The following is a 25,989-nucleotide window of genomic DNA, read 5'->3' on the forward strand; positions in this document are numbered from 1 at the left end:
ATCAGGTGCACCGATATACGGTGCTGCGCCAACCCCTCTGCCCGCGCCGGCCAAGCAGGCAATTTGCGCCGGCTCGCCGTTTCCTTATAAGATCGCGACTTCCCCGTTTCGTCGCATAGTGCGGCCCCCCAGCCGTAGGTTCTGCCGTTTCTTCTATTTAACTAGGCCATTGAACCTGCGCCCTGCTGTCAAAAGGTAGTTAACGATGAGCGCAAGACACTTTCTCTCGCTGATGGATTGCACACCGGATGAACTGGTGAGCCTGATCCGCCGCGGCATGGAGCTGAAGGACTTGCGTAACCGCGGCGTGCTGTTCGAGCCGCTGAAGAATCGCGTACTGGGCATGATCTTCGAGAAGGCCTCGACCCGTACCCGCCTGTCGTTCGAAGCTGGCATGATCCAGCTCGGCGGCCAGGCCATCTTCCTCTCGCCGCGCGACACCCAGCTGGGCCGTGGCGAGCCGATTGGCGACGCCGCCATCGTTATGTCGCGCATGCTCGACGCGGTGATGATCCGCACCTTCGCCCACAGCACCCTCACCGAATTCGCCGCCAACTCGCGGGTGCCGGTGATCAACGGTCTGTCCGATGACCTGCACCCCTGCCAGTTGCTGGCCGATATGCAGACCTACCAGGAGCTGCGCGGCAGCATCAAGGGCAAGACCGTGGCCTGGATCGGCGACGGCAACAATATGTGCAACTCCTATATAGAAGCGGCCATACAGTTCGACTTTCAGCTGCGCGTAGCCTGTCCCGAGGGCTATGAGCCAAACGCCAAGTTCCTCGCCGCCGCCGGCGAGCGCGTGCAGATTCTGCGTGACCCACGCGCCGCCGTAGCAGGTGCCCATCTGGTCAGCACCGACGTGTGGACCTCGATGGGCCAGGAAGAGGAAGCCGCCGAGCGCCTCAAGCTATTCGCTCCCTATCATGTCAATCGCGTCCTGCTCGACGCCGCCGCAGAAGACGTGCTGTTCCTGCATTGCCTGCCGGCCCACCGTGGCGAGGAGATCAGTTTCGATCTACTCGACGACCCACGCTCGGCCGCCTGGGACCAAGCCGAAAACCGCCTGCACGCGCAGAAGGCGCTGCTCGAATTTCTGGTTGAACCGGCGTACCACCACGCATGAGCCAGTCACTGCTGAACCTGCGTGATCTGAGCTGCGGCTATCACGAACACAAGGTGGTGCAGAACCTCAATCTGCACCTGAATGCCGGCGATATCGGTTGCCTGCTCGGCCCGTCGGGCTGCGGCAAGACCACCACGCTGCGGGCCATCGCCGGTTTCGAGCCGGTGCTGGAAGGCGAGATCCAACTGGCCGAGCAGGTTATCTCCAAGGCCGGCTTTACCCTGGCCCCGGAGAAACGCCGAATCGGCATGGTGTTCCAGGATTACGCACTGTTCCCACACCTGAGCGTGGCGGAGAACATCGGCTTTGGTATCCGCAAGCAGCCCAACTGCGAGCGCGTCACCCAGGAGCTGATGGAGTTGGTCAAACTCGGCCACCTGGGTAAGCGTTACCCGCACGAGCTGTCAGGCGGCCAACAGCAACGTGTGGCCCTGGCCCGGGCGCTGGCGCCTGAGCCGCAACTGCTGCTGCTCGACGAGCCGTTTTCCAACCTCGATGGCGAGCTACGCCGACGTTTGAGCCATGAGGTACGCGACATCCTCAAGGCGCGCGGCACCAGCGCGATTCTGGTGACCCACGACCAGGAAGAAGCCTTTGCGGTCAGCGATCACGTCGGCGTCTTTCACGAGGGCAAGCTGCAGCAGTGGGACACCCCATTCAACCTCTACCACGAGCCGCTAACGCCGTTTGTCGCGAGCTTTATCGGCCAGGGCTACTTTATCCGCGGCCAGCTGCTCAGCCCGGACTCGGTGCAAACTGAACTGGGCCTGATTCGCGGCAACCGCGCCTACACCTGGCCAACCGGTAGCGCGGTGGACGTGCTGCTGCGTCCGGACGATATCGTCTACGACCCGGACAGCACGCAAAAGGCGCTGATCGTCGGCAAGACCTTCCTCGGTGCCGCAACTCTGTACCGCCTACAGTTGCCCACCGGCAGCCAGCTGGAATCAATCTTCCCCAGCCATGCCGACCACCTACCCGGCCAGCAGGTCGGCATCCGCGTCGCCGCCGACCATCTGGTGGTATTCCCCGCCCCAGGCAGCATTGCCGCCCAGATCAATCTGGGTGAGTCGGGCGTACGCCGCTACAGCAGCAACAGCTGATCAACTCAGGGCAGCAACAGCCGGCCACTGGCAATCAACAGCGCCTGGCCGGCGATCATCACCCGCTCGCCCGCCAGTTCGCAGTGCAACTCGCCGCCGCGTGCCGAACACTGGAAAGCGCTCAACCCGCACTTGTCCAAGCGTTGCGCCCAGTACGGCGTAAGGATGCAGTGAGTCGAGCCGGTAACTGGGTCTTCATCGATGCCAATGGCCGGGGCGAAGTAGCGCGAGACAAAATCATGCTGCTCGCCGGGCGCACTGATCAGCAGGCCAAGCCCCGGTAACCGGGCCACTGCTGCCAAGTCGGGCTTGCAGGCGCGCACCGCCGCTTCCGAAGCCACAATCGCCAGCAGCTCCTGAATGCCCTGCCCTTCATGCAGCGCCAGCACGCTGTCCACCGGCACGCCCAGCGCCTGGCTGACTTCTGCGCGCAGCTCACAGGGCTGCGCCCGCCGCACGGGGAAATCCAGCACCAGTTTGTCGCCTGCACGGCTGACCCGCAGCGCGCCAGACAGGCAGGTGAAATCAAGCACCGCACCCGGCTCGCCGTAGACCTCGAACAGCACATGGGCGCTGGCCAGGGTGGCGTGGCCGCACAGCGGCACTTCGGCCGTCGGGGTAAACCAGCGGATATGCCAGACCGCGCCTTCCTTCACCACAAAGGCGGTTTCCGCCAGGTTATGTTCGGCGGCAATCTGCTGCATCAGCGCCTCGTCGAGCCAGCTGTCCAGGCGATAAACCATCGCCGGATTACCGGTAAACGGCCGTGTGGCAAAGGCATCAACCTGGTGAAATTCAAGCTGCATGGGGCGACTCTCCTTATCTGTGATGGTGCAAAGCATGCCGCAGCACGACCACGCGTACCCGCTACAGCGGTCGACGATTGCGCCGGTACAGCTGCACTGTCTGAATGCGCTACGTGCAGCTACGGTGCGGTGATTAATCGCCAAAGGTTCTTAAAAATTCACTAAATCGTAACAAATCAGCCACTTAGAAATCCTGGCACGCCGCCTGCTATGACTCACCCCGGTCAGCACAACGGCGTGTCTGCCACTCAACCGACAACGACGTCATAGCACCCTCTCCTTTCGAGACATGGGCGCTGTGGCGTTTTTTTTTGCGTTTTTTGGCTTACAGGAAAACCGCTATGCGCATGATGAACCTGTCCCTACTGTCGCTGGCCATTGCCGGCACCACCCTCAGTCACGCCGCCCTCGCCGAAGAAGACTTCAGCAAACTGTTCAGTGAGGCCAAGCCGATTGTCGACGCGCGCTACCGCTATGAGCATGTCGACCAGGACAACGCCCTCAAGCACGCTAACGCCCAGACCCTGCGCACCCGCGTTGGCGTACAGAGCGGCAAGTGGTACGGCCTCTCTGCGCTGATCGAGGCCGACAACGTCAGCCGCCTGGGCGATGCCAGTTACAACGAAACCCGCAATGGCCAGAGCGAGTACTCGGTGGTCGCCGACCCGGATGGCAGCGAAGTCAACCAGGCCCTGCTGCGCTATGACCACAAATACGGTGCGGCCGTGCTCGGCCGCCAACGGATCAACCTGGACAACCAGCGCTTCGTTGGCGGCGTGGCCTGGCGGCAGAACGAGCAGACCTACGACGGTGCCCTGGCCCAGCTCAAACCGCTGGCCGGGCTGACCCTGACCTACGCCTATATCGATAACATCAACAGCATCTTCGGCCCCGGCAACGGCCAGTACGACACCGCGGCCAACCCGGCTAATATCGAAGGCCACAGCCACCTGCTCAACGCCCAGTACATCCTGATGCCGGAGCTGACTGCCACCGCCTACCAATACCGCCTGGGCCTGGACAACCTGAGCGCCGGCAGCCAGTCGAGCAAGACCACCGGCCTGCGCCTTAACGGTGCCATCCAAGGCCTCAGCTACGTGCTGGAATATGCGCAGCAGAGCGAATACGCCGACAACCCGCTGGATCTGGATAGCGACTATCGCCTCGCTGAGCTGGGTTACACGATCAAGGGCGTGGCACTGAAGGCCGGCTATGAAGTACTGGGCGGCGACGAGGGCCCGGGCAACCGCGCCTTCCAGACCCCGCTGGCGACCAAGCATGCCTTCCAGGGCTGGGCCGATATCTTCCTGATGACGCCCGCTGGCGGCGTCAAGGATGCCTACGCCGGCGTCACCGCGCCGTTGCTGGGCGGCAGCCTGCAGGCCTGGTACCACGATTTTCGCGCCGAAGAAGGCAGCAGCCAGTATGGCGAGGAGATCAACCTGTCCTACGCCCACCCGATTCCGGGCGTGAAAGGCCTGGTGGGATTGGTCAAATACGCCAGCTACGATGCCGACGACTTTGCCGTCGACACCGACAAGGCCTGGCTGCAAGTGCAATACAGCTACTGATGTTTGCGGCCCCGGCAACGGGGCCCCTCTCAACACCACGAATCAGGGAGCATCCACGCCATAGGCCTGGAGCAACTCCTGCAAACGGCCATTGGCCCAATAACGCTGCAAGCCTTGCTCAAACAGGGCGACGTAGCGTGCACTGGATTTCAGGGCCGGCGAGAACGCCAGATAGATCGGCGCATCGGACTCACGACACCCCGCATCACGCAGCTCACCGCGTCGCCCCAACGCCGCGAGCCGATTCTGGATAACCCAGCTGTTTTCTAACAACGCATCCAGACGGCCATGGGCCAGCTTGCTTAGGTTCAGGTCGAGTGCCTGGTCGCCGGAAGCCACCAGCACCCGGTCATTCATGCCACGGTGAGCGGCCACATAGGCGTTGATCTTCTCCCCGTAGCTGTAATCGTTAATCACCCCCAGGCGCACCGTCGGCAACGACGCAACACCGCTATAAACCCAAGTCAAATCCTGGCGGGTAAAGAAACAGTTGCGCGCCAATGCTACGGGCGTGGGGGTAAAGATAAAGTCCGGGGCATCCTCGACGCCCGCACCAATCGCCGCATTCAGTTCACCGCGGCGTACCCGATGCAGGGTGCGCGCCCAATTCAGCGCCTGGTACTGCACCTGGATACCAGACTCGGCGAAGATCTCCTGCGCCAGTTCGACAAAGATGCCGGGGCGTTCGGAACCTGGCTGGCAGTTGATCGGGCACCAGACATCCCCGGCGATCACCAGGGTCTCGGCACGCGCCGCGCTGGCAACACCGAGCAGCAACAACAATCCATGAACGGCAAGCAGACGACGCAACGGCATGCAGGGTTCCATGATCAGGAATAAAGCTGAACGCAGTTTTACCACTCTCAGCCGTCGCTGCGTACCCGTTGCACCGCATCCAGCCAGCCGTCATACAACTTGCTGCGATGGCTGTCGGCCATGCGCGGGTCGAAGCGCTGCTGGCGATGCCAATGGCTGGCGATGCTTTGCAGATCCGGATACAACCCGGCCTGCAACCCGGCCAGGTAGGCCACGCCGAGCGCGGTGGTTTCCGTGACTTCGGGCCGTTCCACCGGCACGCCGAGGATGTCGGCGAGAAACTGCATGACCCAGTTGTTTTCCACCATGCCGCCGTCCACCCGCAGCGCGCTGGGTTCGGCCGCGCCGTCCTGACGCATGGCCTCAAGCAGGTCGCGGGTCTGGTAGCACACCGACTGCAGGCCGGCGGTGACGATTTCCTTGATCCCGGTGTCGCGGGTCAGGCCGAAGATCGCGCCACGGGCTTTCGGGTCCCAGTACGGCGCGCCGAGGCCGGTAAAGGCCGGCACCAGGTACACGCCGCAGGCATCACCAGTCTGCTCGGCCATCGCCTCGGTGTCGCGGGCATGGCTGATCAGCTTGATACCGTCGCGCAGCCACTGCACCGCCGCACCCGCGACAAAGATGCTGCCCTCGACCGCATAGGTGACCTTGCCATTCAGGCGATAACCGACGGTGGTCAGTAAGCGGTTTTTCGAGGTTACCGGCGTGCTGCCAGTGTTCTGGATCATAAAGCAGCCGGTGCCGTAAGTACTTTTCACCATGCCTGGGGCAAAACAGGCCTGACCGATCAGCGCGGCCTGTTGATCACCGGCCATGCCCAGTACCGGAATCGCCGCACCGAGCAGGCTGGCCTCGGTCGTGCCGAAATCGGCGGCGCAATCGAGCACCTCGGGCAACAGGCTGGCGGGAATCTCGAACAGTTTGAGCAGCTCGGCATCCCACTGCTGGCTGTGGATATTGAACAACAGGGTGCGCGAGGCGTTGCTGGCGTCGGTCTTGTGCGACTTGCCGCCGGTCAGGCGCCACAGCAGGAAGCAATCCACGGTGCCGAAACGCAGCTCGCCGCGCTCGGCGCGCTCACGAGCACCCGGCACGTGCTCAAGAATCCAGCGCAGCTTGGTCGCGGAAAAGTATGGATCAATCAACAGCCCGGTCTTGGCTGCCACCGCTGCCTCATGCCCGGCGCTTTTCATCTCGGCGCAGTAATCGGCGGTGCGGCGGTCCTGCCAGACGATGGCCGGGTGAATCGGCGTGCCGCTGATGGCGTCCCACACCAAGGTGGTTTCACGCTGGTTGGTAATGCCGATGGCGGCGATATCGCTGGCCTGCAAACCGCCCTGTTGCAGCGCTTCGCGGCAAACCTTGAGGGTGCTCAGCCAGAGCTCTTCGCCGTCATGCTCGACCCAGCCGTCCTGGGGGAAATACTGCTTGAACTCCTGCTGCGCGCGCGCCACCGGTAAACCCTGGGCACTAAAGACAATCGCCCGGCTGCTGGTGGTGCCCTGGTCGATGGCAAGCAGGTAATGAGACATGCAGATTTCCTTGTTCTTATGTGGATAGAGCGTGTAGTTCAGTTGCGGCCGATGGGCGCAAATACAGCTTGGGTCAGCTGCGCCAGCACGGCGGCGTCCAACTGCACTTCCAACCCGCGCCGCCCGGCGCTGACGTAAATGCTGGGGAACTGCTGCGCCGATTCATCGATAAAGGTGCGTAAACGTTTCTTCTGCCCCAGCGGGCTGATACCGCCCAGCAGATAGCCGGTGGCCCGTTGCGCTGCATTAGGATCGGCCATATCGGCTTTCTTTACCCCGGCAGCGTGGGCCAAGGCTTTCAGATCAAGCGTACCGGCTACCGGCACCACCGCCACCAACAGCTCGCCCTTCTCACTGGCCGCCAGCAGGGTCTTAAACACCTGAGCCGGCTCAAGATTGAGCTTTTCCGCCGCCTCCAGACCATAGGAAGCTGCCTTGGGATCGTGGCTATAGCTGTGCACCTGATGCACCGCCTTGGCCTTTTTCAACAGATCGATGGCTGGGGTCATGTTCGAATGTGAAAAAAATCTGACAAAGTTGGCGTACCTTAGCCGAAAAAACTGCCAAGAGCAGTTTTTAACGTCACAGAACAACTGCCCCAGGGGCCGATACGGATAGCAGGCCATAAAAAATGACCGGGAGTCATTTTTAACGTCGCGCAGCGACGGCCCGCAGGGTGGCCGCCAGGGATGGTCGGCCATAAAATCCGCGCCAGCTGTCTATAATGCCGCGCACTTCCGAGGAGCTTTCATGACCCTGCCGCCCCGCCAACACGACATTCTCGAACTTGCCCGCGAACGCGGCTACGTCAGCATCGACGAGTTGGCCCAGGCGTTTGCGGTGACTCCGCAGACCATTCGCCGCGACATCAACCAGCTGGCCGAACTGGGCCTGCTACGGCGTACCCACGGCGGCGCAGCCAGTGAAAGCTCAAGCACGCAGAACACTGCCTACAGCATGCGCGCCGGGCAGATGCGCGATGAGAAACAGCGCATCGCCGCCGCCATCGCCGCACAAATTCCTGACCATGCTTCGCTGTTTATCAACATCGGCACCACCACCGAGGCGATTGCCCGTGAACTGCTGGGCCACAAGGGTTTGAAGATCATCACCAACAACCTGCACGTGGCCACTCAACTGAGCGCCAAGGCCGATTTCGAGGTGTTGCTCGCCGGCGGCACCGTACGCAGCGACGGCGGCGTGGTGGGCCAGGCGGCGGTGGATTTTATCCAGCAGTTCAAGGTCGACTTCGCCTTGGTCGGCATCAGCGGCATCGATGAAGACGGCAGCCTGCTCGACTTCGATTACCAGGAAGTACGGGTCTCGCAAGCCATTATCGACAATGCGCGCAAGGTCTTTCTGGCCGTCGACTCCAGCAAGTTCGGCCGCAATGCCGTGGTACGCCTGGGTTCGATCGCCCTGGTCGACCGGGTATTTACCGACGCCGCGCCCTCCGCGGCGATCAGCCGTCTGCTGGCCGAGCATAAGGTGCAGCTCGACCTGGTGTAACCCGCCCATAGCCTGCCTCCGTATCGGCTGCATGTCGGTAATGCGGCATTAGAGATGGCCTCGTTCTCGCTCGCGAGATCCAAAACAGATTCTTAAGCCGATAACCACTGGGCGTGAAAGCGCATTGCGGGGTGGCGAAGCGCTACATCTTCGACTAGCATATTTTCGAAAGTGAACATTGAAACGTTCAATACCGACTTTCTGGTGCCTTTATGCCTACTCGCCCTACCAACAACACTCCACTCGCCGAAGTGTATGACCTGGCCGTAATCGGCGGCGGCATCAATGGCGTGGGGATTGCCGCCGATGCCGCCGGGCGTGGCCTGGGCGTGTTCCTTTGCGAAAAGGACGACCTGGCGCAACACACCTCCTCCGCCAGCAGCAAGCTGATCCACGGCGGCCTGCGCTACCTGGAGCACTACGAGTTTCGCCTGGTACGCGAGGCGCTGGCGGAGCGCGAAGTGCTGCTGCGCAAGGCCCCGCATATAGTCCGGCCGCTGCGCTTTATCCTGCCGCACCGCCCACACCTGCGCCCGGCCTGGATGATCCGCGCGGGGCTGTTCCTCTATGACCATCTGGGCAAACGCGAGCAACTCGGCGGCTCACGCAGCCTGCGTTTCGGTGCTGGCAGCCCGCTGCAAAGCGAGATCAGCCGCGGTTTCGAATACTCCGACTGCTGGGTCGATGACGCCCGCCTGGTGGTGCTCAACGCCATGGCCGCCCGCGAACAAGGCGCGCATATCCACAGCCGCACCCGTTGCGTCAGCGCGCGGCGCAGCAAAGGCCTGTGGCATATCCATCTGGAGCGCGCCGATGGCAGCCTGTTCTCGATTCGCGCCCGCGCCCTGGTGAATGCCGCCGGCCCCTGGGTGGCGCGCTTTATTCGCGAGGACCTGAAGCAGGAGTCGCCCTACGGCATCCGCCTGATCCAGGGCAGCCATATCGTCGTGCCGCGCCTGTTCGAAGGTGAACAGGCCTATATCCTGCAAAACGAAGATCGCCGTATCGTTTTCGCCATCCCCTATCAGGAGCGCTTCACCCTGATCGGCACCACCGACCGCGAATACCAGGGCGACCCGGCCAAGGTGACGATCAGCGAAGAAGAAACCGACTACTTGCTGAATGTGGTCAACGCCCATTTCAAACAGCAAGTGAGCCGTAGCGACATCCTGCACACCTACGCCGGGGTACGGCCACTGTGTGACGACGAGTCGGACGACCCCTCGGCCGTAACCCGCGACTACACCTTGTCGCTGTCTGGCCATCCTGGCGAAGCGCCACTGCTGTCAGTGTTCGGCGGCAAGCTGACCACCTACCGCAAGCTGGCCGAAGCCGCGCTGGCGCAACTGGCGCCCTTCTTTCCCAAGATGGGCCCGAGCTGGACCGCCAGCAGCCTGCTGCCAGGGGCCGAACAGCTTGAAAGCCAGAGTGCCTTGATCGAGGCGCTGTGCGCGCGCTTTGGTTGGCTACCCACTTCACTCGCGCGGCGCTGGGCCAGTAGTTATGGCAGCCGCAGCTGGGTGATGCTCAAGGGTGTGAGCAACCTCAGCGACATGGGTGAGCACCTGGGTGGCGGGCTGTACACCCGCGAAGTGGATTACCTGTGCCAGGAAGAATGGGCCGTACAGGCCGAAGACATCCTCTGGCGGCGCAGCAAGCTCGGGCTGTTTATGACGCCCTCGCAACAGGCCAAACTCGACAGCTACCTGCGCATCGAATCGCCACGCAGCCCGGAAGATGCTCACGCGGCGTAAACATATGAATCGCAGACATAAAAAATGATCGGGAATCATTTTTAACGTCGCGTAGCGACGGCCCGGAGGGTGGCCGCCATGGATGGCAGGCCATAAAAAAGGGCGACCTAAGTCGCCCAAGTTGCCTTGCGTGCCCCTTCGAACAGAATCAGCTCTGCTTACGCTTGTGCGAATCCTGCCAGATGAAATAACCGACACCGACGAAGAAGGCGACCATCAAACCGACGGTGCCGATACCGGCGAGAACTACGACATCGATAAACATGGTTGCCTCCTGCTTGAAGCCTGTGTGGGTATGGCTTCAAGGTAACAAGGGCGGCAGGGGCGCTATTGATCCAGATCAACACCTGGCAGGCGCTGGCCAGCTGAGGCGGCGCTTAGCTGATCCAGATCAATCAATCAGCCTGGCGCGCTGTAACTTCACGGTTTTTTCGGTTTGCCCTTGGGCTTTTTCTTGCTCTTGGCCAACGGCAGCGCCTGCTCGAAGGCGTCGCGCAGCTCATTGAGTTTCTTGTCGCGCAGGTCATGAATGCGCTTGTCGCGCTCGGCGGTGAAATCAATCAGCTTGTCGTCATTGCTCATGGGCTTGGCTTAATCAACCGAAAGGTCAGGTTCAAACGAGGCGCACAGGGGCTGCGCGTCTTCGCCACTTGGTGTTGCCAATAATGCTGGGTTGACCCGCGCATGACCAGCAGCGAACCATGATTGAGCTCCAGCGAGTGTTCGATACGGCTCTGCCCCTTGCGCCGCAAGTCGAAGCGTCGAGTGCCGCCCAGGTTCAGCGAGGCGATCAGCGGATTAGCGCCCAGCTCGGCCTCATCGTCGCTGTGCCAGCCCATGGAATCCTGACCATCACGGTAATAGTTAAGCAATACACCATTCAGCGGCCGCCCCACCGCCTGCTCCACCTGCGCACGAATCTCGGCCAGCAGCGGCGTCCAGGGCAGCGGTTGATGAGTTAAGCCTGAATAACGGTAACTGGCCTCGGCATCGCCATACCAGGCCACAAGGCGCGGCACCGGCAATTGCCTGCCGTAAATCTGCACCTGCGGCTGCTGCCAGGGCGTCTGCGCGCTCAGTTCGGCCAACCAGCGATCAGCGGTTGCCACATCCAGCCACTGCGCATGCAGCTGCAAGTCGGCGTTGGGCAACTGCAAGGGGCTATCAGCAAATAGACCCACGGGTAACAGGCTCAAACTTCCACATCCACCCACAAGCCCTGGCGCGGCAACTCCTCGATCACCGCCGCATCGGCCGCGGCCACTTCGCCTTCGGCCAGCTCCTCGGCGGTATAACCGCGCCGCCGCTGACGCCGGCGCTGCTCTTCACGCAGCAGCGCCTCGGCTTCCTGCGGGTGGCGCTTGTCCAGGCTCACGCCACTTTCCTTGGCGCTTTCAGCCGTGGCGCTCACCGGCGGGATTTCCGGGCGCGGTTTTATCACGTCCTGCTGGACGGTGACGGGAACCAGGCTGTGGGGAATCGGCGGCAGCATCTATTGGCCCTCCTTTGGTCAGACTGTCGGCCAGCCAAGCCGCGACTTGAGCGTCGCCTCGCTACACTTTTGATCTACCTAACCACACAAAGTGCCCAATACCCAGGATTCGCCTTGGGCCTGAACCCAGGGTTCCGTTACCATAGTCGGCTTTTTCACGCGGGAGACAAGCATGGCGCAGTATGAACCGGGGCAACGCTGGATCAGTGACAGCGAAGCAGAGCTGGGCTTGGGAACCGTTCTGATACAAGACGGCCGCATGCTCACCGTGCTCTACCCGGCCACCGGCGAAACTCGCCAGTACGCCCTGCGCAATGCGCCGTTGACCCGCGTACGCTTCTCTCCAGGCGATGAAATCACCCATTTCGAAGGCTGGAAGCTGACCGTACAGGAAGTCGACGACGTCGACGGCCTACTGGTCTATCACGGCCTCAATGCCCAGCATGAAAGCGTCACCTTGCCGGAAACCCAGCTGTCGAACTTTATCCAGTTCCGCCTGGCCAGCGACCGCCTGTTTGCCGGGCAGATCGACCCGCTGCCCTGGTTCGCCCTGCGCTACCAAACCCTCGACTACACCAGCCGCCAGTTGCAATCCACGCTCTGGGGCCTGGGCGGCGTGCGGGCGCAACCGATTGCGCACCAGCTGCATATCGCCCGCGAAGTCGCTGACCGCATCGCCCCGCGCGTATTGCTGGCCGACGAAGTAGGCTTGGGCAAAACCATCGAAGCCGGCTTGGTGATCCATCGCCAACTGCTCTGCGGGCGCGCCAACCGTGTGCTGATCCTGGTGCCGGAAAACCTCCAGCACCAGTGGCTGGTGGAAATGCGTCGGCGCTTCAACCTGGATGTCGCGCTGTTCGATGAAGAGCGCTTTATCGAAAGCGACGCCAGCAACCCCTTCGAAGACTGCCAGCTGGCCCTGGTTGCCCTGGAATGGCTATGCGACGACGAAAAAGCCCAGGACGCACTGTTTGCAGCAGGCTGGGACCTGCTGGTGGTCGATGAGGCGCATCACCTGGTCTGGCACCCGGAACACGCCAGCCCGGAATATGCGCTAGTCGAACAGCTGGCCCGGGTGATCCCCGGTGTGCTGCTGCTGACCGCCACCCCGGAACAACTTGGCCAGGACAGCCACTTCGCCCGCCTGCGCCTGCTCGATCCGGCACGTTTCCACGACCTGCAAGCCTTCCGCGCCGAAAGTGCCAACTACAAGCCCATCGCCGAGGCCGTGCAGGAACTGCTCGAGCAGGGCCGCCTGTCCGCTGCCGCGCACAAGACCATCCACGATTTCCTCGGTGCCGGCGGTGAAGCCCTGCTGGCCGCAGTCAACGACGGCGACAGCGAAGCCTCGGCGCGCCTGGTGCGCGAGCTGCTCGATCGCCATGGCACCGGTCGCCTGCTGTTCCGTAACACCCGCGCCGCCGTGCAGGGTTTCCCGGATCGCGAGCTGCACCCCTACCCGCTGGCCAGCCCCGATGAATATATGGAGCTGCCGCTCGGCGAGCACGCCGACCTCTACCCGGAGGTCAGCTACCAGGCGCAGGCGGATGTCGATGACGAGCAGCGCTGGTGGAAATTCGACCCGCGCGTCGAGTGGCTGATCGACACCCTGAAGATGCTCAAGAAGTTCAAGGTCCTGGTGATCTGCGCCCACGCCGAAACTGCCATGGACCTGGAAGACGCCCTGCGCGTGCGCAAGGGCATCCCGGCCACCGTGTTCCACGAAGGCATGAGCATCCTTGAGCGCGACCGCGCGGCGGCCTATTTCGCCGACGAAGAGTTCGGTGCCCAGGTGCTGATCTGTTCGGAAATCGGCTCGGAAGGTCGCAACTTCCAGTTCTCCCATCATCTGGTCTTGTTCGACCTGCCGGCCCACCCGGACCTGCTCGAGCAACGTATCGGCCGCCTCGACCGTATCGGCCAGAAGCACCGTATCCAGCTGCACGTGCCGTACCTGGAAAACAGCCCGCAGGAACGGCTGTTCCAGTGGTATCACCAGGCGCTGAATTCCTTCCTCGCCACCTGCCCAACCGGCAACGCCTTGCAGCACCAGTTCGGCAGCCGCCTGTTGCCCCTGCTGGAAAGCGGTGACGATGGCGAATGGCAGGCTCTGGTCGACGAAGCCAAAACCGAACGCCTGCGCCTGGAAAGCGAGCTGCATGCCGGCCGTGACCGCCTGCTGGAGCTCAATTCCGGCGGTGCTGGTGAAGGCGAAGCGCTGGTCGAGGCGATCCATGAGCAGGACGACCAGTTCGCCCTGCCGATTTATATGGAGCAGCTGTTCGACGCGTTCGGCATCGACAGCGAAGACCATTCGGAAAACGCTCTGATCCTGCGCCCCAGCGAGAAGATGCTGGACGCCAGCTTCCCGCTCGGAGACGACGAAGGTGTGACCATCACCTATGACCGCAACCAGGCCCTGGCCCGCGAGGACATGCAGTTCCTCACCTGGGAACACCCCATGGTGCAAGGCGGCATGGACCTGGTGCGCTCCGGTTCGATGGGCAACACCGGCGTCGCGCTGATCAAGAACAAGGCGCTGAAACCCGGCACCGTGCTGCTTGAACTGCTCTACGTCAGTGAAGTGGTAGCGCCGCGCGCCCTGCAACTGGGCCGTTACCTGCCGCCGATCGCCCTGCGCTGCCTGCTCGATGCCAACGGCAACGACCTGGCCAGCAAGGTCTCGTTCGAGAAACTCAACGAGCAGCTGGAAACCGTGCCGCGCGCCAGCGCCAACAAGTTCGTCCAGGCCCAACGTGACAGCCTCAACCCACTGATCAACGCCGGCGAAGGCAAGGTCGCCGAGCGCCACAGCACCCGCGTCGATGAAGCCAAACGCCGCCTGGCCGCCGACACCGACGAGGAGCTGGCGCGCCTGATCGCCCTGCAAGCGGTCAACCCAAGCGTGCGTGACAGCGAACTCAACGCCCTGCGCCAGCAGCGCGAACAAGGCCTGGAGATGCTCAACAAAGCGGCTCTGCGCCTGGAAGCGATACGGGTACTGGTCGCCGGCTAACCGCCAATTACGCGCAGGCCTTGAGCCCCTCGCCGAGCTGCTAGAGTCAGTGGCATAACCGCCGACTCTGCTGCCATCGAGGGGCCCACCCTGTGCCTGCACGTCCCGCATCGCGCCTGTTTCGCCAAGGGCTCTGGGCACTCTGCCTGGCCGCCCTGCTGGCACTGCCGCTGCTGCACCTGTGGCCCGCGCTCAACGGGCTGAACAATGCCCATCTGGACTGGCTGATCCGCCAACGCGCGGCGGAACAGACACCCGATCCACGCCTGCTGCTGATCGATATCGACGACCTAAGCCTGCAAGTGCTGGCTACCGAGGCCGGCAAATGGCCGTGGCCACGCTCGCTGCATGCCGAGCTGCTGGAGTACCTGCTCAGCCAACAACCCAAGGCGGTGGCCTTCGACATCCTGTTCAGCGAGCCGGACCAGTTCAACCCGGACGCCGACAGCTACTTTGCCGAGGTGCTGCAACGCAGTCCTAACGTTTACCTGGCCGCCCTGGCCCAGCAACCGGAAGAAGGCAGCCAGCCACCCTTGTTGCGCGACTACCCGCCACAAACCTGGGATGCACCAGGGCAACGCGGCGCGGCTGAGCAACGCGGCTTGCTGCTGTTACCCAAGGCGTTTGCCAGCGAACTATGGCGCTTGGGCAGCATCAACTTTCGCCCCGACCCGGATGGCATCGGCCGGCGCTACGAGCTGTACCGCAGCTTTGCCGACTGGCGGCTGCCCAGCCTGCCGGCGCGCATCGTTCATGACCTCACCGGTACGCTGCCGCAACAAGCCAACTTGCTGCTCGACTGGCCCAGCAGCAGTCGCCTGCCCTACCCGCGCCTGCCCTACGCCGCCGTACTGGCGGCGGCGCGCAATCAAGGCGAGCCGCTGGCAGCCGAGCTGTTCAAGGACAAGATCATCGTTATCGGCACCACCGCTTCCGGCCTCCACGACCTGCGTCCGACACCGCTGGATACGCTGTATCCGGCCCCTTTTATCCTGATGACCGCGATCGACAACCTGCTCAACAGCAGCCAGCTGCGCGAGGCCAATGTCTGGATCGAACTGCTCGGCCCCTTGCTGCTGTTGCTGGGGCTGATTGCCCTGCTGCTGCGCGAGCAACTGCCCGCCGCGTTCGCCCTCAGCCTGTTTGGCAGCCTGGCGCTGCTCGCCGGCAGCTACGCCCTGGCCCTGCACGGCCTGCTGCTCGGTGTATTGCCGGGGCTGATCAGCCTATGGCTGCTGCTCGCCGCCGCGCTGGCACTGTTCTACCTGCGTCGGCGCCAGCAGTTGCAGGACACCATTCGCCTGTTCAGCCGCTTTATGGACCCGGTAGTGGTCAACCAGCTGGTGTCGCGCGACGACCCCGAGGCCCTGCTGGCGAGCAAGGAATGCCAGCTGACGGTGTTGTTCTCCGATATCCGCAACTTCACCACCTTGTCCGAGCAACACACCCCGACGGAAATCGTGCGCCTGCTCGAAGGCTATTTCAGCAGCCAGGTGGAGGTGCTGTTCAAGCACCAGGCGACCCTCGACAAGTTTATCGGCGACGCCATCATGGCCTTCTGGGGCGCACCGCTGGACAACCCACAGCAGGCCGACCAGGCCATTCTCGCGGCCCTGGAAATGCTGGATAACCTCGAGGCCTTTCGCCGCGACTACAACTGCCCAGACTTCGATATCGGCATCGGCCTGCACACGGGACCAGCGGTCGTCGGCCTGGTCGGCGCGAAACAGCGCTATGACTACACTGCAATTGGCGACACGGTGAACCTGGCCAGCCGCATCGAGGGGCTGACCAAGGGCCGCGCCCACCTGCTGGTTTCCGCCGCCACACGCGATGCCTGCAGCCTGCCACTGGACTTCGTGCCCCAGGGCGATCACCAGGTCAAAGGCCGCGCCGAAGCGGTCAGCCTGTTCGAACCCAGAAGGAGACGTGATGAATAGAAGCCTTTGCAGCGCCATTGCCGTGCTGCTGTTCGGTCTGTACAGCGTCAGCAGCCTGGCCGAGCTGCGTCAGGCGCACACCCTGCAGGACAGCGTTCTGCACGCCGAACCCAGCGCCAGCGCCGCCAGCGTCGGCCAGGTCAGCAAGCAAGCGCAGGTGCAGGTGCTCGAACGCCAGGGCGGCTGGTATCAGGTGCAAACCGCAAGTGGCCAGCGCGGCTGGGTGCCACTGCTCAGCCTGCGCTTCGCCAAGGATGCCCAGGCCGGCCGCAGTGACCTCGGCAGCCTGCTCAAGCTTGGCAGCCAGTCCTCCCCCGCCAGCGGCGTGGCCACCGGTATCCGCGGCATCAGCGACGAAGAGTTGCGCAGCGGCAGCGCCAACACCTCGGCCACCGTGCAGAGCCTGGACGCCTTCGCCGCCAGCCCGAGCCAGGCCCGCAGCTTTGCCCAACAGGGCGGCTTGCGCAGCCAGTCCCTGCCCTACGCCCGCTAATCCACCACCGGGAGGATATTGCCATGCGAAAAGTCGCCGTATCGCTCAAGCACGCCAGCCTACTCGGCCTGCTGCTCAGCCTCAGCGCCTGCCAAGGCCTGGAAGGCATGCAGATTCAAGGCGTGGACCTGGGCAAGCTGGCCAGCGCCGGCCAGCACCTGACCGAGATGGGCCAGAAAAGCGCCGATGAAGAGCAGGTAATCGGGCAGAACACCGCCACTATCCTGCTGAGCAAAGCCGCCGTACTGAACAACCCGGCGCTGCAGACTTACGTCAACCGTGTCGGCCTGTGGGTCGCCCAGCACAGCGAACGGCCTGATCTGCAATGGCGCTTTGTCGTGCTCGACAGCCATCAGGTGGCCGCGTATGCCGCACCGGCGGGCTACATCTTTATCACCAGCGGGATGCTCACGCGGATGAACAGCGAGGCTGAACTGGCTGGCGTATTGGCCCATGAAGTGGCCCATGTGGTGCAGCAACATCACCTCAAGGCGATCCAGCAGCAGGCGCAAACCGGACTGCTGAGCGACCTCGCCACCCTGGCGGTACAGGCCGGCGCGGCCGACAAGGGCGGCAGCCAGGCCGGCGAGTTGACCGACCGCTTCACCCGCAGCGTCAGCGACCTCTACAGCCGCGGCCTGGACCGTGGCGATGAGTACGAAGCCGACGCTATGGGCGCGGTGATCGCCACCCGCGCCGGCTACGACCCCTATGGCCTGGCCGGGGTGCTACAGACCCTGGGCACCACTCGTCAGGACACGGCGCTAAGCAGCTTCCTCAAGATGCATCCGGGTATCGATGACCGCCTGCAACGCCTGGAACCGGTTTATCTGTATATCGATAAGCAGGCCAGCGGCCCGACGCAAAGCCTCGACGCCCGCTATCGCCAGGCCCTCGGGGCCAACCGCTAGGGCTTTCAGAAGCTGTTTACGATCTCGCGAGCTAGAGCCAGACAAGGCAGAAACAGCCGAGGAGGCGCAGTTTACTGGCTGTAAATGAGCACTACTCGTTTCACTCGCCCCTCGGGCCGCGCTGAAGCGCGTTAGCCACAGGCGGCTTTCCGAGGCTGTTTCTAACGCCGGCTGGCCAACGCGCAGCAGATCGTAAGCAGCTTCTTAATGCGTATGCGGCTGTTCGCGAGTACAGGACGGTTCGTAATCGCAGACGTGGTGGCTGAACGGCGAAGCACCGTGCGAGCCCGGCGCACCGGTGACCTGGAAGCAGCGACTGGCGATAAACAACTGCACCAGCTCGGCATCGAGCAAACCGCTTTGTGCCTCGCTCTTGAGGATATCCAGCGCGCGGTCCAGTGGCATGGCCGGCTTGTAGGGACGATCCGCCGCGGTCAGGGCATCGTAGATGTCGCAGACAGTCATGATCCGCGACGCGCAGGGAATCGCATCGCCGACCAGGCCCTTGGGGTAACCACTGCCATCGAGCTTTTCATGGTGCGCCCCGGCGATATGCGGCACGCCCTGCAGGTCCGGGGTCCAGGGAATCAGGCTGAGAAACTCCTGGGTGTGCACCACATGGCGCTCGATTTCTTCACGCTCGGCGGTGGTCAGGCTGCCTTTGCGGATCGCCAGGGCACCGAACTCGCCTTCGCTGAGCAGGCTGATCAGGCAATTGCCGGGGGCCTTGACCAGCTCGCCCTGGACTTCCTGCAGGTGCTGGAAATCCCCTTCACTGAGCATGCTCGGCTCGTTGGCCTGGACGATGTTGTTCAGGTAGCGCTCCAGCCGTTCGCACTCATAGGCCAACTCCGCCTCCAGTTGCAGCCGCCGCTCTTCGCTTAGCCCAGCCTGATGACGGTAGGCGTGGAGCATCTTGCGCAGGGTCTGGTTGCGCAGGTTTTCCTGGGCCAGGGCAACCCGGTAGCGCAGGTTTTCCAGCACCGGTTCGGCCAGCTTCTTGGCCTTGACCAGCACGTGCTCACGCACCCCGACCTTGCCGAAATCGTGCAGCAAGGCGGCGTAGCGCAGCTCGCGCAGCCCGTCGCTGCTCAGCGCCTGGGCGCGTAGCTTGTCACTCGGGGCCTGCGGCAGCTGGTTGGCCAGGGCCAGGCACAATTCGGCCACCCGGAAGGAATGACCGCTGGTGGTCGGATCACGCCGCTCGATGGCGAACACCGAGGCCTTGACGAAGCCGTCGAACAGCCGGCTGATGTCATCCAGCAACTGACGATTCTCGATCGCCACCGCCGCCTGGCTGGCCAGCGCGCGCAACGACACCGCAATCTCTTCGTCGAAGGCGATTAGCTCGGGATTAAAGGCATCGCAGCCCTTGCGTTGGCGATTGATAAATTCCAGCACGCCGACCACTTCATGGCGGTGGTTGAGCATCGGGATCGCCAGGATCGACAGGGTGCGGTAGCCCATCTGCAGGTCGAAGGAGCGGTTGAAGCGATAGGGCGCATCGGCGGCAATCGCATACACGTCTTCAAGATTCAGCTCGGTGCTGGTCAGCGCCACATAACCGGCAATCGAGGCCTTGCTCAGCGGCATGCGCTGGTCCTGAAAGCTGTTCTGGCTGAGGGTGCCATTCTGCGTCAGCTTGAAGATCAGCTGCGGTGGCGCGTCCGGCCGCCGGCCAATCAGAAACAACGAAGCGGCGTCGCTGTTGGACAGCCGCCGGCCTTCGATCAGGATTTTTTCCAGCAGGCGATCGAGGTCGCGCTCAGCCGACAGCGCCAGGCCGACATCCACCAGCTTGCTCAGGTCATCATGCTTGCCCGCCAGGGCGGCGGTCAGCTGCGCCGTCTTGTGCCGCAGGCTGTGCTGCTCGCCGGCAAAGCGCAGCAGGGCAGACAACTCCTCGACACTGGCGCGCGCCGGCAGCGGCAATACGCCGGACTGGTCCAGGCAACCGAGCAGGATCGCCCCGCTCTCCAACCAGTATTCCAGCGGCCTGAGCGCCAGCAGGGTTTCATCCAGCAGCAACAGCGCCAGCTCTGCCGGCAGGGCCTGCGGGTCGTCGACAACCTGCAGGCTCACCGGGCACTGCCCTAGGACCTGGCACAGGGGATGTTCGCCAAGCGTATTGCTGTGGCCCAACACAAGGCGGGAAGTGCCCATGGTGGCTGTCCTCAGTCGCTGTTGCGTAGACGGGATGCGACTGAGTATTGCACAAGCTTTGCAGCCCTACCCGGCCGTCCGGCGCATGCCCGACGGCCCGCGGCAACGGCTCAGCTGGCGGGCTGTAGCTGCATGCCCTGCTGCATGGTGACAGCATCGGTAACAAAGCAGCGCGAGGCTTGCAGCAGCGCCAGCATGGTCAGCATCAAGGCCACTGGGATCAGGTACATGGCGTTGTGCAGGCCCACGGCCTTGAAGGTTTCATTCATTTCACTGGCCCCGGCCGCGAGCATCGCCGCCTGCGAGTAGTGATCCGACAGCATGCCCACCGCCAATGGGCCAAGGCCGCCGCCGAGCAGGTACAGCCCGGCGAAGAACAGCGCCATGGCGGTGGCGCGCAGGCGCGGCTCGATCACATCCTGAATAGCGGTGTAAACGCAGGTGTAGAAGTTGTAGGCAAACAACCAGCCGAGGCTGAACAGCGCCACAAACACCGCGATTTCGATGCGCCCGGCAAGCAAGGCGTAGCCCGTGGCAAGCGAGGCGATCAGCATGCTCAGGGCGGCAAACAGCAGGCGCCCGGTCTGCCAGCGCTGGTGGATCTTGTCCGCCAGCCAGCCGCCCAGGGTCAGGCCGACCAGGCCGGTCAAGCCGACCATCACCCCGGTGGCCATGGCGGCCTGCTCTAGCGGCAAGAGGAAGTAGCGCTGCAGCATCGGCACCATGAACGAGTTGCAGGCGTAAGTGGCGAAGTTGAAGGACAGGCCTGCTAGTACCAGCCACCAGAAGGTACGCACCGCGAGGACCTTGCGCAGTGGTTTTTCCACCGGCGTGGTCTGCGCCTTGACGGCCTCGGCCGCGCCGCGCGCAGGCTCCTTGATAAAGAACATAAACAACGCCAACAACAAGCCCGGAACCGCCGCGATAAAGAACGGCGCGCGCCAGCTGTCGAAGGCCTTGACCATCGCACCGATGGTGAAGAACGCCAGCAGCAGGCCAATCGGCAGCCCCAGCATAAAGATGCCCATGGCGCGCGCACGCTTGTGTGCCGGGAACAGGTCGCCAATCAGCGAGTTGGCCGCCGGCGCGTAACTCGCCTCACCGATGCCAACGCCCATACGAATCAGCAGGAAACTCCAGAAGTTCCAGGCCATACCGTTAACCGCGGTCAGCCCGCTCCAGGCCGCCAGGCCCCATCCCATGATCTTGCGCCGTGCGCCGGTATCGGCCATACGCCCCAGCGGTACGCCGGCGATGGCATAGACGAGGGTGAAGGCGGTGCCGACCAGGCCCAGCTGCAAGTCGCTGAGGTCCCATTCCAGGCGGATCGGCTCGATGATGATGGCCGGAATGGTGCGGTCGAAGAAGTTGAACAGGTTGGCAAGAAAAAGCAGAAACAGAATGCGCCAGGCATTCTCCGCTTGCTGGGACTGCTGCATGGAATCCATCTCTTAATTGTTGTTATCGACACGGGATACCGCAGGTGAAGGCATCCTGCCAGGCACTTGCAAGGTGCAATCTAGAGCCTCGCATCTAGACTGTCTGTGACTATTTGTAGCGTGTATGCCGGGTAATCGGTGCCGCGGCAAGCACGCACGTCACAAAGCCTCTAAGAAAAACTCCGGATGTGCCTCAGTAAAACCGTGCCAGACCGCGAGATTTTCTATTTTTCATGCTACAAACAAGCCTGTTGAGCGAATCGTGGCCATTTGCCTCTCCAACCTCGTTAGCCGTCGGACTGTCTCCCAATGAAAACAAAAAAAGACGCTGTGACCCCATCCGTGACCGAAGCCACCCTGGCTGATCTGGCCGACACCCTGCTCGCCCCACTTGAAGCACTGCCCCTTGTACCGCATGCCCCCCTGCTAGCGCCCGCGCGGCTCGATAGCAGCGGCGAGCAGTACATGTATTTCACCGAGCGCGATATCGACCGCATCCTCGATAACCTCGACGGCCTGCGCAGCCTGGTATTTCCACCCGCGCCGCAGGATGACGACAGCGAACGCCGGGTTCAGCACTTCCCCTCGGTGTGCCTGATCGGCCTCGGCCGCTGCGGCTCGAACATCGCCCTGGATGTCGCCTCGCTGGTCTACAACGCGCGGCAGTTCTACCTCAGCGAATTCAACAACGAAGAAAAAGCCGTTACCGAGCAGGATTTCCGCCCCACGCGCTGGATTCGCAGCAACCTGCTGCGCGCGCCGAGCAAAGACAGCAAGCCGGTGTTCCTGATCGAGCCGCTGGTGATGCTCGGCGACCTGGACAAGGACATCGAGGGGCGCATCCGCTTCTCACGCAAAGGCGAAACCAGCGGCTTCCTCAGCGACTACAGCAAGATGAAAATCATGGACCTCTCCGAGGTGCATGCGGGCGGCGCCGGTAACGCGCCGATCCTCGGTCAGTACCTGGCCAAGATCATCCTCAACAAGGACACCCAGCGCTTCACCAACGAAGACTGGAAGTTTATTCACAGCTATTTGATCGACTCCTGCGGGATCAAGGCCAACCAGTCGCGCCTGTACTTCTACATCTTCAGCGCCGGCGGCGGCACCGGCTCGGGCATGGCTTCGGAATTCGGCCTGGCCCAGCAGTTCGCCTACATGAGCAAGACCTTCGACACCAAGAACTTCGATGAAACCCCGGAGAACCGCGACCACAGCTTCGTCTTCGAGCCGATCTTCACCAGCGGCATCTGCATCCTGCCGAACATCTCCGACCAGCGCAGCGAGATGTCCGAGGCCCTGCATATCAACGCCGGTCGCCTGCTGTGCAAGTACCTCGCCGAGGAGTGGGACTTTTCCTACAACTTCGACAACGAAGAGAACAGCGAAGCCAGCGTGATGCGCCGCATCCGCCCGTGGAACGCGATGATGCTGATCTCCAACGACATCATGCGTTACGCCGAAGAAAGCGATGACGGCAACATCCAGAACATCGACGTCAACGCCATGGAGCGTCACGCCAACCAGTACATCTCGCAGCAGATCTTCAACATCCTCACCGCCCAGGCGGTGACCACCGACTACGACCAGAACTACTTCCGCCGCGCCGGCATCGACATCGGCGAAACCATCCGCCTGGATGCTAACGACCTGTTTATGAGCCTGGCCGGCCCGGTTGCGGTGGCCTACGCCGAATCGGTGGTGCCGGAGCAGAGCGCCGCTGCGCTGGATAAATTCCGCGTGCTGGATAAAGAGCCGCCGCGCCTGAATATCGACGACCTGTTCTTCCGCTCCATCGACCTGCCGCACTTCAACAAAGTGACCCAGGCCATTGAGGGCATCAGCCTGCTGCCGATCGAGTCCAAGCGTTACCGCGAAGCGCTGGATGAGTACAAGAAGTCCGACTACAACGCCGCCAAACTCAGCGACCTGCACTTCTTCAAGAACTGCTCCTCGGTGGTGTCGATCGTCTCGCTGCCGAAAGACTACAAACTGTCCTATATGGACCTGAACCGGCTCAAGACCCACCTCAACAGCCTGTTCCCCAACACCACGCTGAAGCGCTATGCGCTGGTAATCGGCGCCTCGGCTAACCTGTCGCTGACCACCCTGATCGCCAAGAGCCCGTGCCTGTCGGACGACTTCCTGACCCTGATCGTGGCCTTTATCAAGCGCTGCTTCGCCCGCGACCCGCACCGCTTCGATGAGAGCCTGGACAACGCCATTCTCGATTTCATCATGAGCGATGAGTTCGACGAGGTGCGCGTCGATGCCATGCTCAACGAGTACGAGAATCCGGCGAAGATCCTCGACACCAACTGGTACGCGATCAAGCCGATGTACGAGAAGAAGTACCGCGAGCTGATCCACGATCAGGACAAGTTCGTCTCGATCAACGACATCCGCCTGTCACGCGACAGCGTGAAGAAAGCCATCAAGTACCTGCGCGAAATCTACCGTCACCGCATCGGCAAAACCCGTGTTATCTCGCTCAACAAGTACCACGAAGACCCGCAGGACTAAGCCGCAGCGTTTGTTGCCCGCAGCAGCCTGCTGCGGGCAAGAGGCATAGCGTTAAGCAAACATCCTGCGCCACTCCCCAAGCCAGCCAAGGCTGGCTTGGGTACCCGCCTCTCCCGGTCGATACTCGGCCGCCAGCCAGCCCTGATAACCACTGTCACGCAGAGCCGTCAGTAACGGCGCGAATTGCACTTCACCAGTGCCCGGCGCACCACGCCCGGGACAATCGGCAAACTGCACGTGGCCGATACTTCCTGCCAGCAAGGCGATACCGGCCGGTATATCCAGGCCCTGACGCGCCATATGGTAAAGGTCGTACTGCACAGCCAGATTGGGGTGGGCTACGACCTTGAGCAGTGCATCCAGCTGCGCCGGGGTGTTGATCAGAAAACCCGGCATATCCAGCGGATTGATCGCCTCCACCAGCACGCCAATGCCCAACAGCTGGAATGCCTCGGCGGTCTTGCGCAGATTTTCGACCAGGCAGGCCAGTGCCTGCTCGCGGCTCAGCCCCTTGGCCAAACGCCCCGCTAGCACATTGACCTTGGCCGGTCGGACCATGGCGGCGTAGCTCAGCGCCTCCTGCAGCGCCGTATCGAACTCGGCCTGACGCGCCGGCACCGCGGCCAAACCAGCCCCGCCGCTCATCAAATCACCGGCAGGCAGATTGATAAGCCGCAGCGGCATACCGGCAGCATCCAGCGCCTCTTTCAGGGCAATCGCCGGCAACTCATAGGGAAACTGGATTTCCACACCATCGAAGCCGGCAGCGGCCGCAGCCACCACCCGTTCGCGCAGCGGTAATTCGGTAAACAGCAGCGACAGGTTGGCGGCGATCTTCATGGCCGTGGTTCTTGATGTTGTGGATATTGCTGCTGCGGCTCGCGGTACAGCTGCACCAGGGTCGCCGGATCGCATTCCAGGTTGCCCTGGCTGCCATGCAGGCGCATCAACTGCGCAGCCAGGCCACTGAGCGGCGTGGCGCTGCCGATCTCGCGGGATAACTTGACCGCGGTATCCAGGTCCTTGAGCAGGGTGCGCACATGCCACTTGACCGGCTCGAACTGGCTCTCGGCCATTTGCGGCGCGAGAATCTGCAACGGCTTGGAGTCGGCAAAACCACCGGCCAGCGCCGGCGCGATCAGGCTGGCATCGACCCCCGCCTGCTCCGCCAGGGCCACCACTTCGGCGATCACCAGGGCGTTGCAGGCAACGATCATCTGGTTGCATACCTTGGTCACCTGGCCCGCGCCAACCTCGCCCATGCGCGTCAGGCGCTGGCCCAGGTGAGCGAGCACCGGCCGCGCGCGCTCGACATCCTCAACCCGGCCACCGGCCATGATCGCCAGCGTGCCATTGAGCGCACCCGGGGTACCGCCGGAGACTGGTGCGTCCATCCAGCGCATGCCCGTGCGCGCTTCCAGCTCAGCGGCCATCTCGCGGGTGGCCGCCGGCTCCAGGCTGGAAAAATCCACCAGCAACTGCCCAGGCTTGGCCGTTTCAACAATCCCACCAGGGCCAAACACCACCTCGCGCACCACCTCGGTATTAGCCAGGCACAGCATCAGCATATCGGCGGCAGCACAGAGCTCGGCCGGGTTGTCGACCCGCGCCGCCCCTTGCGCCTGTAGCAGTGCACATTTATCTGGCGAGCGATTCCAGACAGTCAGCGGATACCCTGCGGCCAGCAGCCTCTGGGTCATGGGCAGCCCCATCAGGCCAATGCCGGCAAACGCCAGGGCGGGAAGCGGTGTGGACATAAAACAGACTCCGATGCAGTGATGGTCGCTATCTT

At 62.7% G+C, this 25,989-nt stretch carries 22 protein-coding genes; 10 read left to right on the forward strand and 12 right to left on the reverse strand.

Annotated features, from left to right (window positions below; genetic code table 11):
• Nucleotides 1–205 precede the first annotated feature (205 nt).
• Complete coding sequence (gene argF, locus WBK23_RS04985) at nt 206–1,126, forward strand: ornithine carbamoyltransferase (RefSeq protein ID WP_424482866.1); 921 nt, start codon at nt 206–208, stop codon at nt 1,124–1,126.
• Entirely contained in the window at nt 1,123–2,229 is a 1,107-nt protein-coding gene (locus WBK23_RS04990) for an ABC transporter ATP-binding protein (protein WP_424482867.1), read from the forward strand. The genes argF and WBK23_RS04990 overlap by 4 nt, the downstream gene beginning before the upstream one ends.
• 5 nt (nt 2,230–2,234) lie before the next feature.
• On the opposite strand, the gene WBK23_RS04995 is transcribed toward WBK23_RS04990, so the two are convergent.
• Entirely contained in the window at nt 2,235–3,035 is an 801-nt protein-coding gene (locus WBK23_RS04995) for a PhzF family phenazine biosynthesis protein (RefSeq protein ID WP_424482868.1), read from the reverse strand.
• Between the two features lie 341 nt (nt 3,036–3,376).
• Here WBK23_RS04995 and WBK23_RS05000 point away from each other — a divergent pair, with 341 nt between their 5' ends.
• Entirely contained in the window at nt 3,377–4,606 is a 1,230-nt protein-coding gene (locus WBK23_RS05000; protein ID WP_424482869.1) for an alginate export family protein, read from the forward strand.
• A gap of 42 nt (nt 4,607–4,648) precedes the next feature.
• On the opposite strand, the gene WBK23_RS05005 is transcribed toward WBK23_RS05000, so the two are convergent.
• Genes WBK23_RS05005 through ybaK form a run of 3 tightly spaced genes read right to left on the reverse strand, consistent with a single transcriptional unit; the run spans nt 4,649 to nt 7,466 of the window.
• A complete protein-coding gene (locus tag WBK23_RS05005; RefSeq protein WP_424482870.1) occupies nt 4,649–5,422 on the reverse strand; it encodes a substrate-binding periplasmic protein in 774 nt (257 codons plus the stop codon).
• A gap of 47 nt (nt 5,423–5,469) precedes the next feature.
• The gene (gene glpK / locus WBK23_RS05010; RefSeq protein ID WP_424482871.1) at nt 5,470–6,957 is read right to left on the reverse strand and encodes a glycerol kinase GlpK; all 1,488 of its coding nucleotides are present in this window, start codon (nt 6,955–6,957) and stop codon (nt 5,470–5,472) included.
• Between the two features lie 38 nt (nt 6,958–6,995).
• Nucleotides 6,996–7,466, reverse strand: coding sequence for a Cys-tRNA(Pro) deacylase (ybaK, locus tag WBK23_RS05015; protein WP_424482872.1), 471 nt, complete (start codon nt 7,464–7,466; stop codon nt 6,996–6,998).
• Nucleotides 7,467–7,707: 241 nt separating this feature from the next.
• Here ybaK and WBK23_RS05020 point away from each other — a divergent pair, with 241 nt between their 5' ends.
• Nucleotides 7,708–8,466 carry a DeoR family transcriptional regulator gene (locus WBK23_RS05020; protein ID WP_424482873.1) on the forward strand — a complete coding sequence of 253 codons (759 nt, stop codon included), beginning with the start codon at nt 7,708–7,710 and terminating at the stop codon, nt 8,464–8,466.
• 212 nt (nt 8,467–8,678) lie between these two features.
• Nucleotides 8,679–10,220 (forward strand): glycerol-3-phosphate dehydrogenase, encoded by a 1,542-nt coding sequence (glpD, locus tag WBK23_RS05025; protein WP_424482874.1) that lies wholly within the window; start codon nt 8,679–8,681, stop codon nt 10,218–10,220.
• 148 nt (nt 10,221–10,368) lie between these two features.
• Here the strand turns inward: glpD and ccoM are convergent, their stop codons facing one another.
• From ccoM to WBK23_RS05045, 4 genes are all read right to left on the reverse strand, one after another.
• On the reverse strand, nt 10,369–10,485 hold the full coding sequence (ccoM, locus tag WBK23_RS05030; RefSeq protein ID WP_424482875.1) for a cytochrome c oxidase subunit CcoM: 117 nt from the start codon (nt 10,483–10,485) through the stop codon (nt 10,369–10,371).
• A 155-nt stretch (nt 10,486–10,640) separates the two neighbouring features.
• Nucleotides 10,641–10,802, reverse strand: coding sequence for a hypothetical protein (locus WBK23_RS05035; RefSeq protein ID WP_424482876.1), 162 nt, complete (start codon nt 10,800–10,802; stop codon nt 10,641–10,643).
• Entirely contained in the window at nt 10,799–11,401 is a 603-nt protein-coding gene (locus WBK23_RS05040) for an alpha-ketoglutarate-dependent dioxygenase AlkB family protein (protein WP_424483290.1), read from the reverse strand. The genes WBK23_RS05035 and WBK23_RS05040 overlap by 4 nt, the downstream gene beginning before the upstream one ends.
• 11 nt (nt 11,402–11,412) lie before the next feature.
• The gene (locus WBK23_RS05045; RefSeq protein WP_424482877.1) at nt 11,413–11,712 is read right to left on the reverse strand and encodes an aspartate-semialdehyde dehydrogenase; all 300 of its coding nucleotides are present in this window, start codon (nt 11,710–11,712) and stop codon (nt 11,413–11,415) included.
• A gap of 172 nt (nt 11,713–11,884) precedes the next feature.
• On the opposite strand from WBK23_RS05045, the gene rapA reads away from it, so the two are divergent.
• The 4 genes from rapA to WBK23_RS05065 all read left to right on the forward strand — a co-directional run bounded on the left by rapA (nt 11,885) and on the right by WBK23_RS05065 (nt 18,072).
• Nucleotides 11,885–14,728, forward strand: coding sequence for an RNA polymerase-associated protein RapA (gene rapA, locus WBK23_RS05050; RefSeq protein ID WP_424482878.1), 2,844 nt, complete (start codon nt 11,885–11,887; stop codon nt 14,726–14,728).
• Between the two features lie 92 nt (nt 14,729–14,820).
• Nucleotides 14,821–16,668 (forward strand): CHASE2 domain-containing protein, encoded by a 1,848-nt coding sequence (locus WBK23_RS05055; RefSeq protein WP_424482879.1) that lies wholly within the window; start codon nt 14,821–14,823, stop codon nt 16,666–16,668.
• Nucleotides 16,661–17,161, forward strand: coding sequence for an SH3 domain-containing protein (locus WBK23_RS05060; RefSeq protein WP_424482880.1), 501 nt, complete (start codon nt 16,661–16,663; stop codon nt 17,159–17,161). The genes WBK23_RS05055 and WBK23_RS05060 overlap by 8 nt, the downstream gene beginning before the upstream one ends.
• A gap of 23 nt (nt 17,162–17,184) precedes the next feature.
• Nucleotides 17,185–18,072, forward strand: coding sequence for a M48 family metalloprotease (locus tag WBK23_RS05065; RefSeq protein WP_424482881.1), 888 nt, complete (start codon nt 17,185–17,187; stop codon nt 18,070–18,072).
• Nucleotides 18,073–18,276: 204 nt separating this feature from the next.
• Here WBK23_RS05065 and WBK23_RS05070 read toward each other — a convergent pair whose 3' ends face one another.
• On the reverse strand, nt 18,277–20,235 hold the full coding sequence (locus WBK23_RS05070) for an HD domain-containing phosphohydrolase (protein ID WP_424482882.1): 1,959 nt from the start codon (nt 20,233–20,235) through the stop codon (nt 18,277–18,279).
• A gap of 110 nt (nt 20,236–20,345) precedes the next feature.
• Complete coding sequence (locus WBK23_RS05075; RefSeq protein ID WP_424482883.1) at nt 20,346–21,674, reverse strand: spinster family MFS transporter; 1,329 nt, start codon at nt 21,672–21,674, stop codon at nt 20,346–20,348.
• 309 nt (nt 21,675–21,983) lie between these two features.
• Between WBK23_RS05075 and WBK23_RS05080 the strand changes: the two genes are divergently transcribed.
• Nucleotides 21,984–24,197 carry a hypothetical protein gene (locus WBK23_RS05080; RefSeq protein ID WP_424482884.1) on the forward strand — a complete coding sequence of 738 codons (2,214 nt, stop codon included), beginning with the start codon at nt 21,984–21,986 and terminating at the stop codon, nt 24,195–24,197.
• Nucleotides 24,198–24,248: 51 nt separating this feature from the next.
• Here the strand turns inward: WBK23_RS05080 and WBK23_RS05085 are convergent, their stop codons facing one another.
• Together WBK23_RS05085 and WBK23_RS05090 are read right to left on the reverse strand one after the other, a co-directional pair.
• Nucleotides 24,249–25,037, reverse strand: coding sequence for a hydroxypyruvate isomerase family protein (locus WBK23_RS05085; RefSeq protein WP_424482885.1), 789 nt, complete (start codon nt 25,035–25,037; stop codon nt 24,249–24,251).
• On the reverse strand, nt 25,034–25,954 hold the full coding sequence (locus WBK23_RS05090; RefSeq protein WP_424482886.1) for an NAD(P)-dependent oxidoreductase: 921 nt from the start codon (nt 25,952–25,954) through the stop codon (nt 25,034–25,036). The genes WBK23_RS05085 and WBK23_RS05090 overlap by 4 nt, the downstream gene beginning before the upstream one ends.
• Nucleotides 25,955–25,989 lie beyond the last annotated feature (35 nt).

Origin of the sequence: Pseudomonas sp. (assembly GCF_049653025.1) — a bacterium.
Classification (GTDB): domain Bacteria; phylum Pseudomonadota; class Gammaproteobacteria; order Pseudomonadales; family Pseudomonadaceae; genus Aquipseudomonas.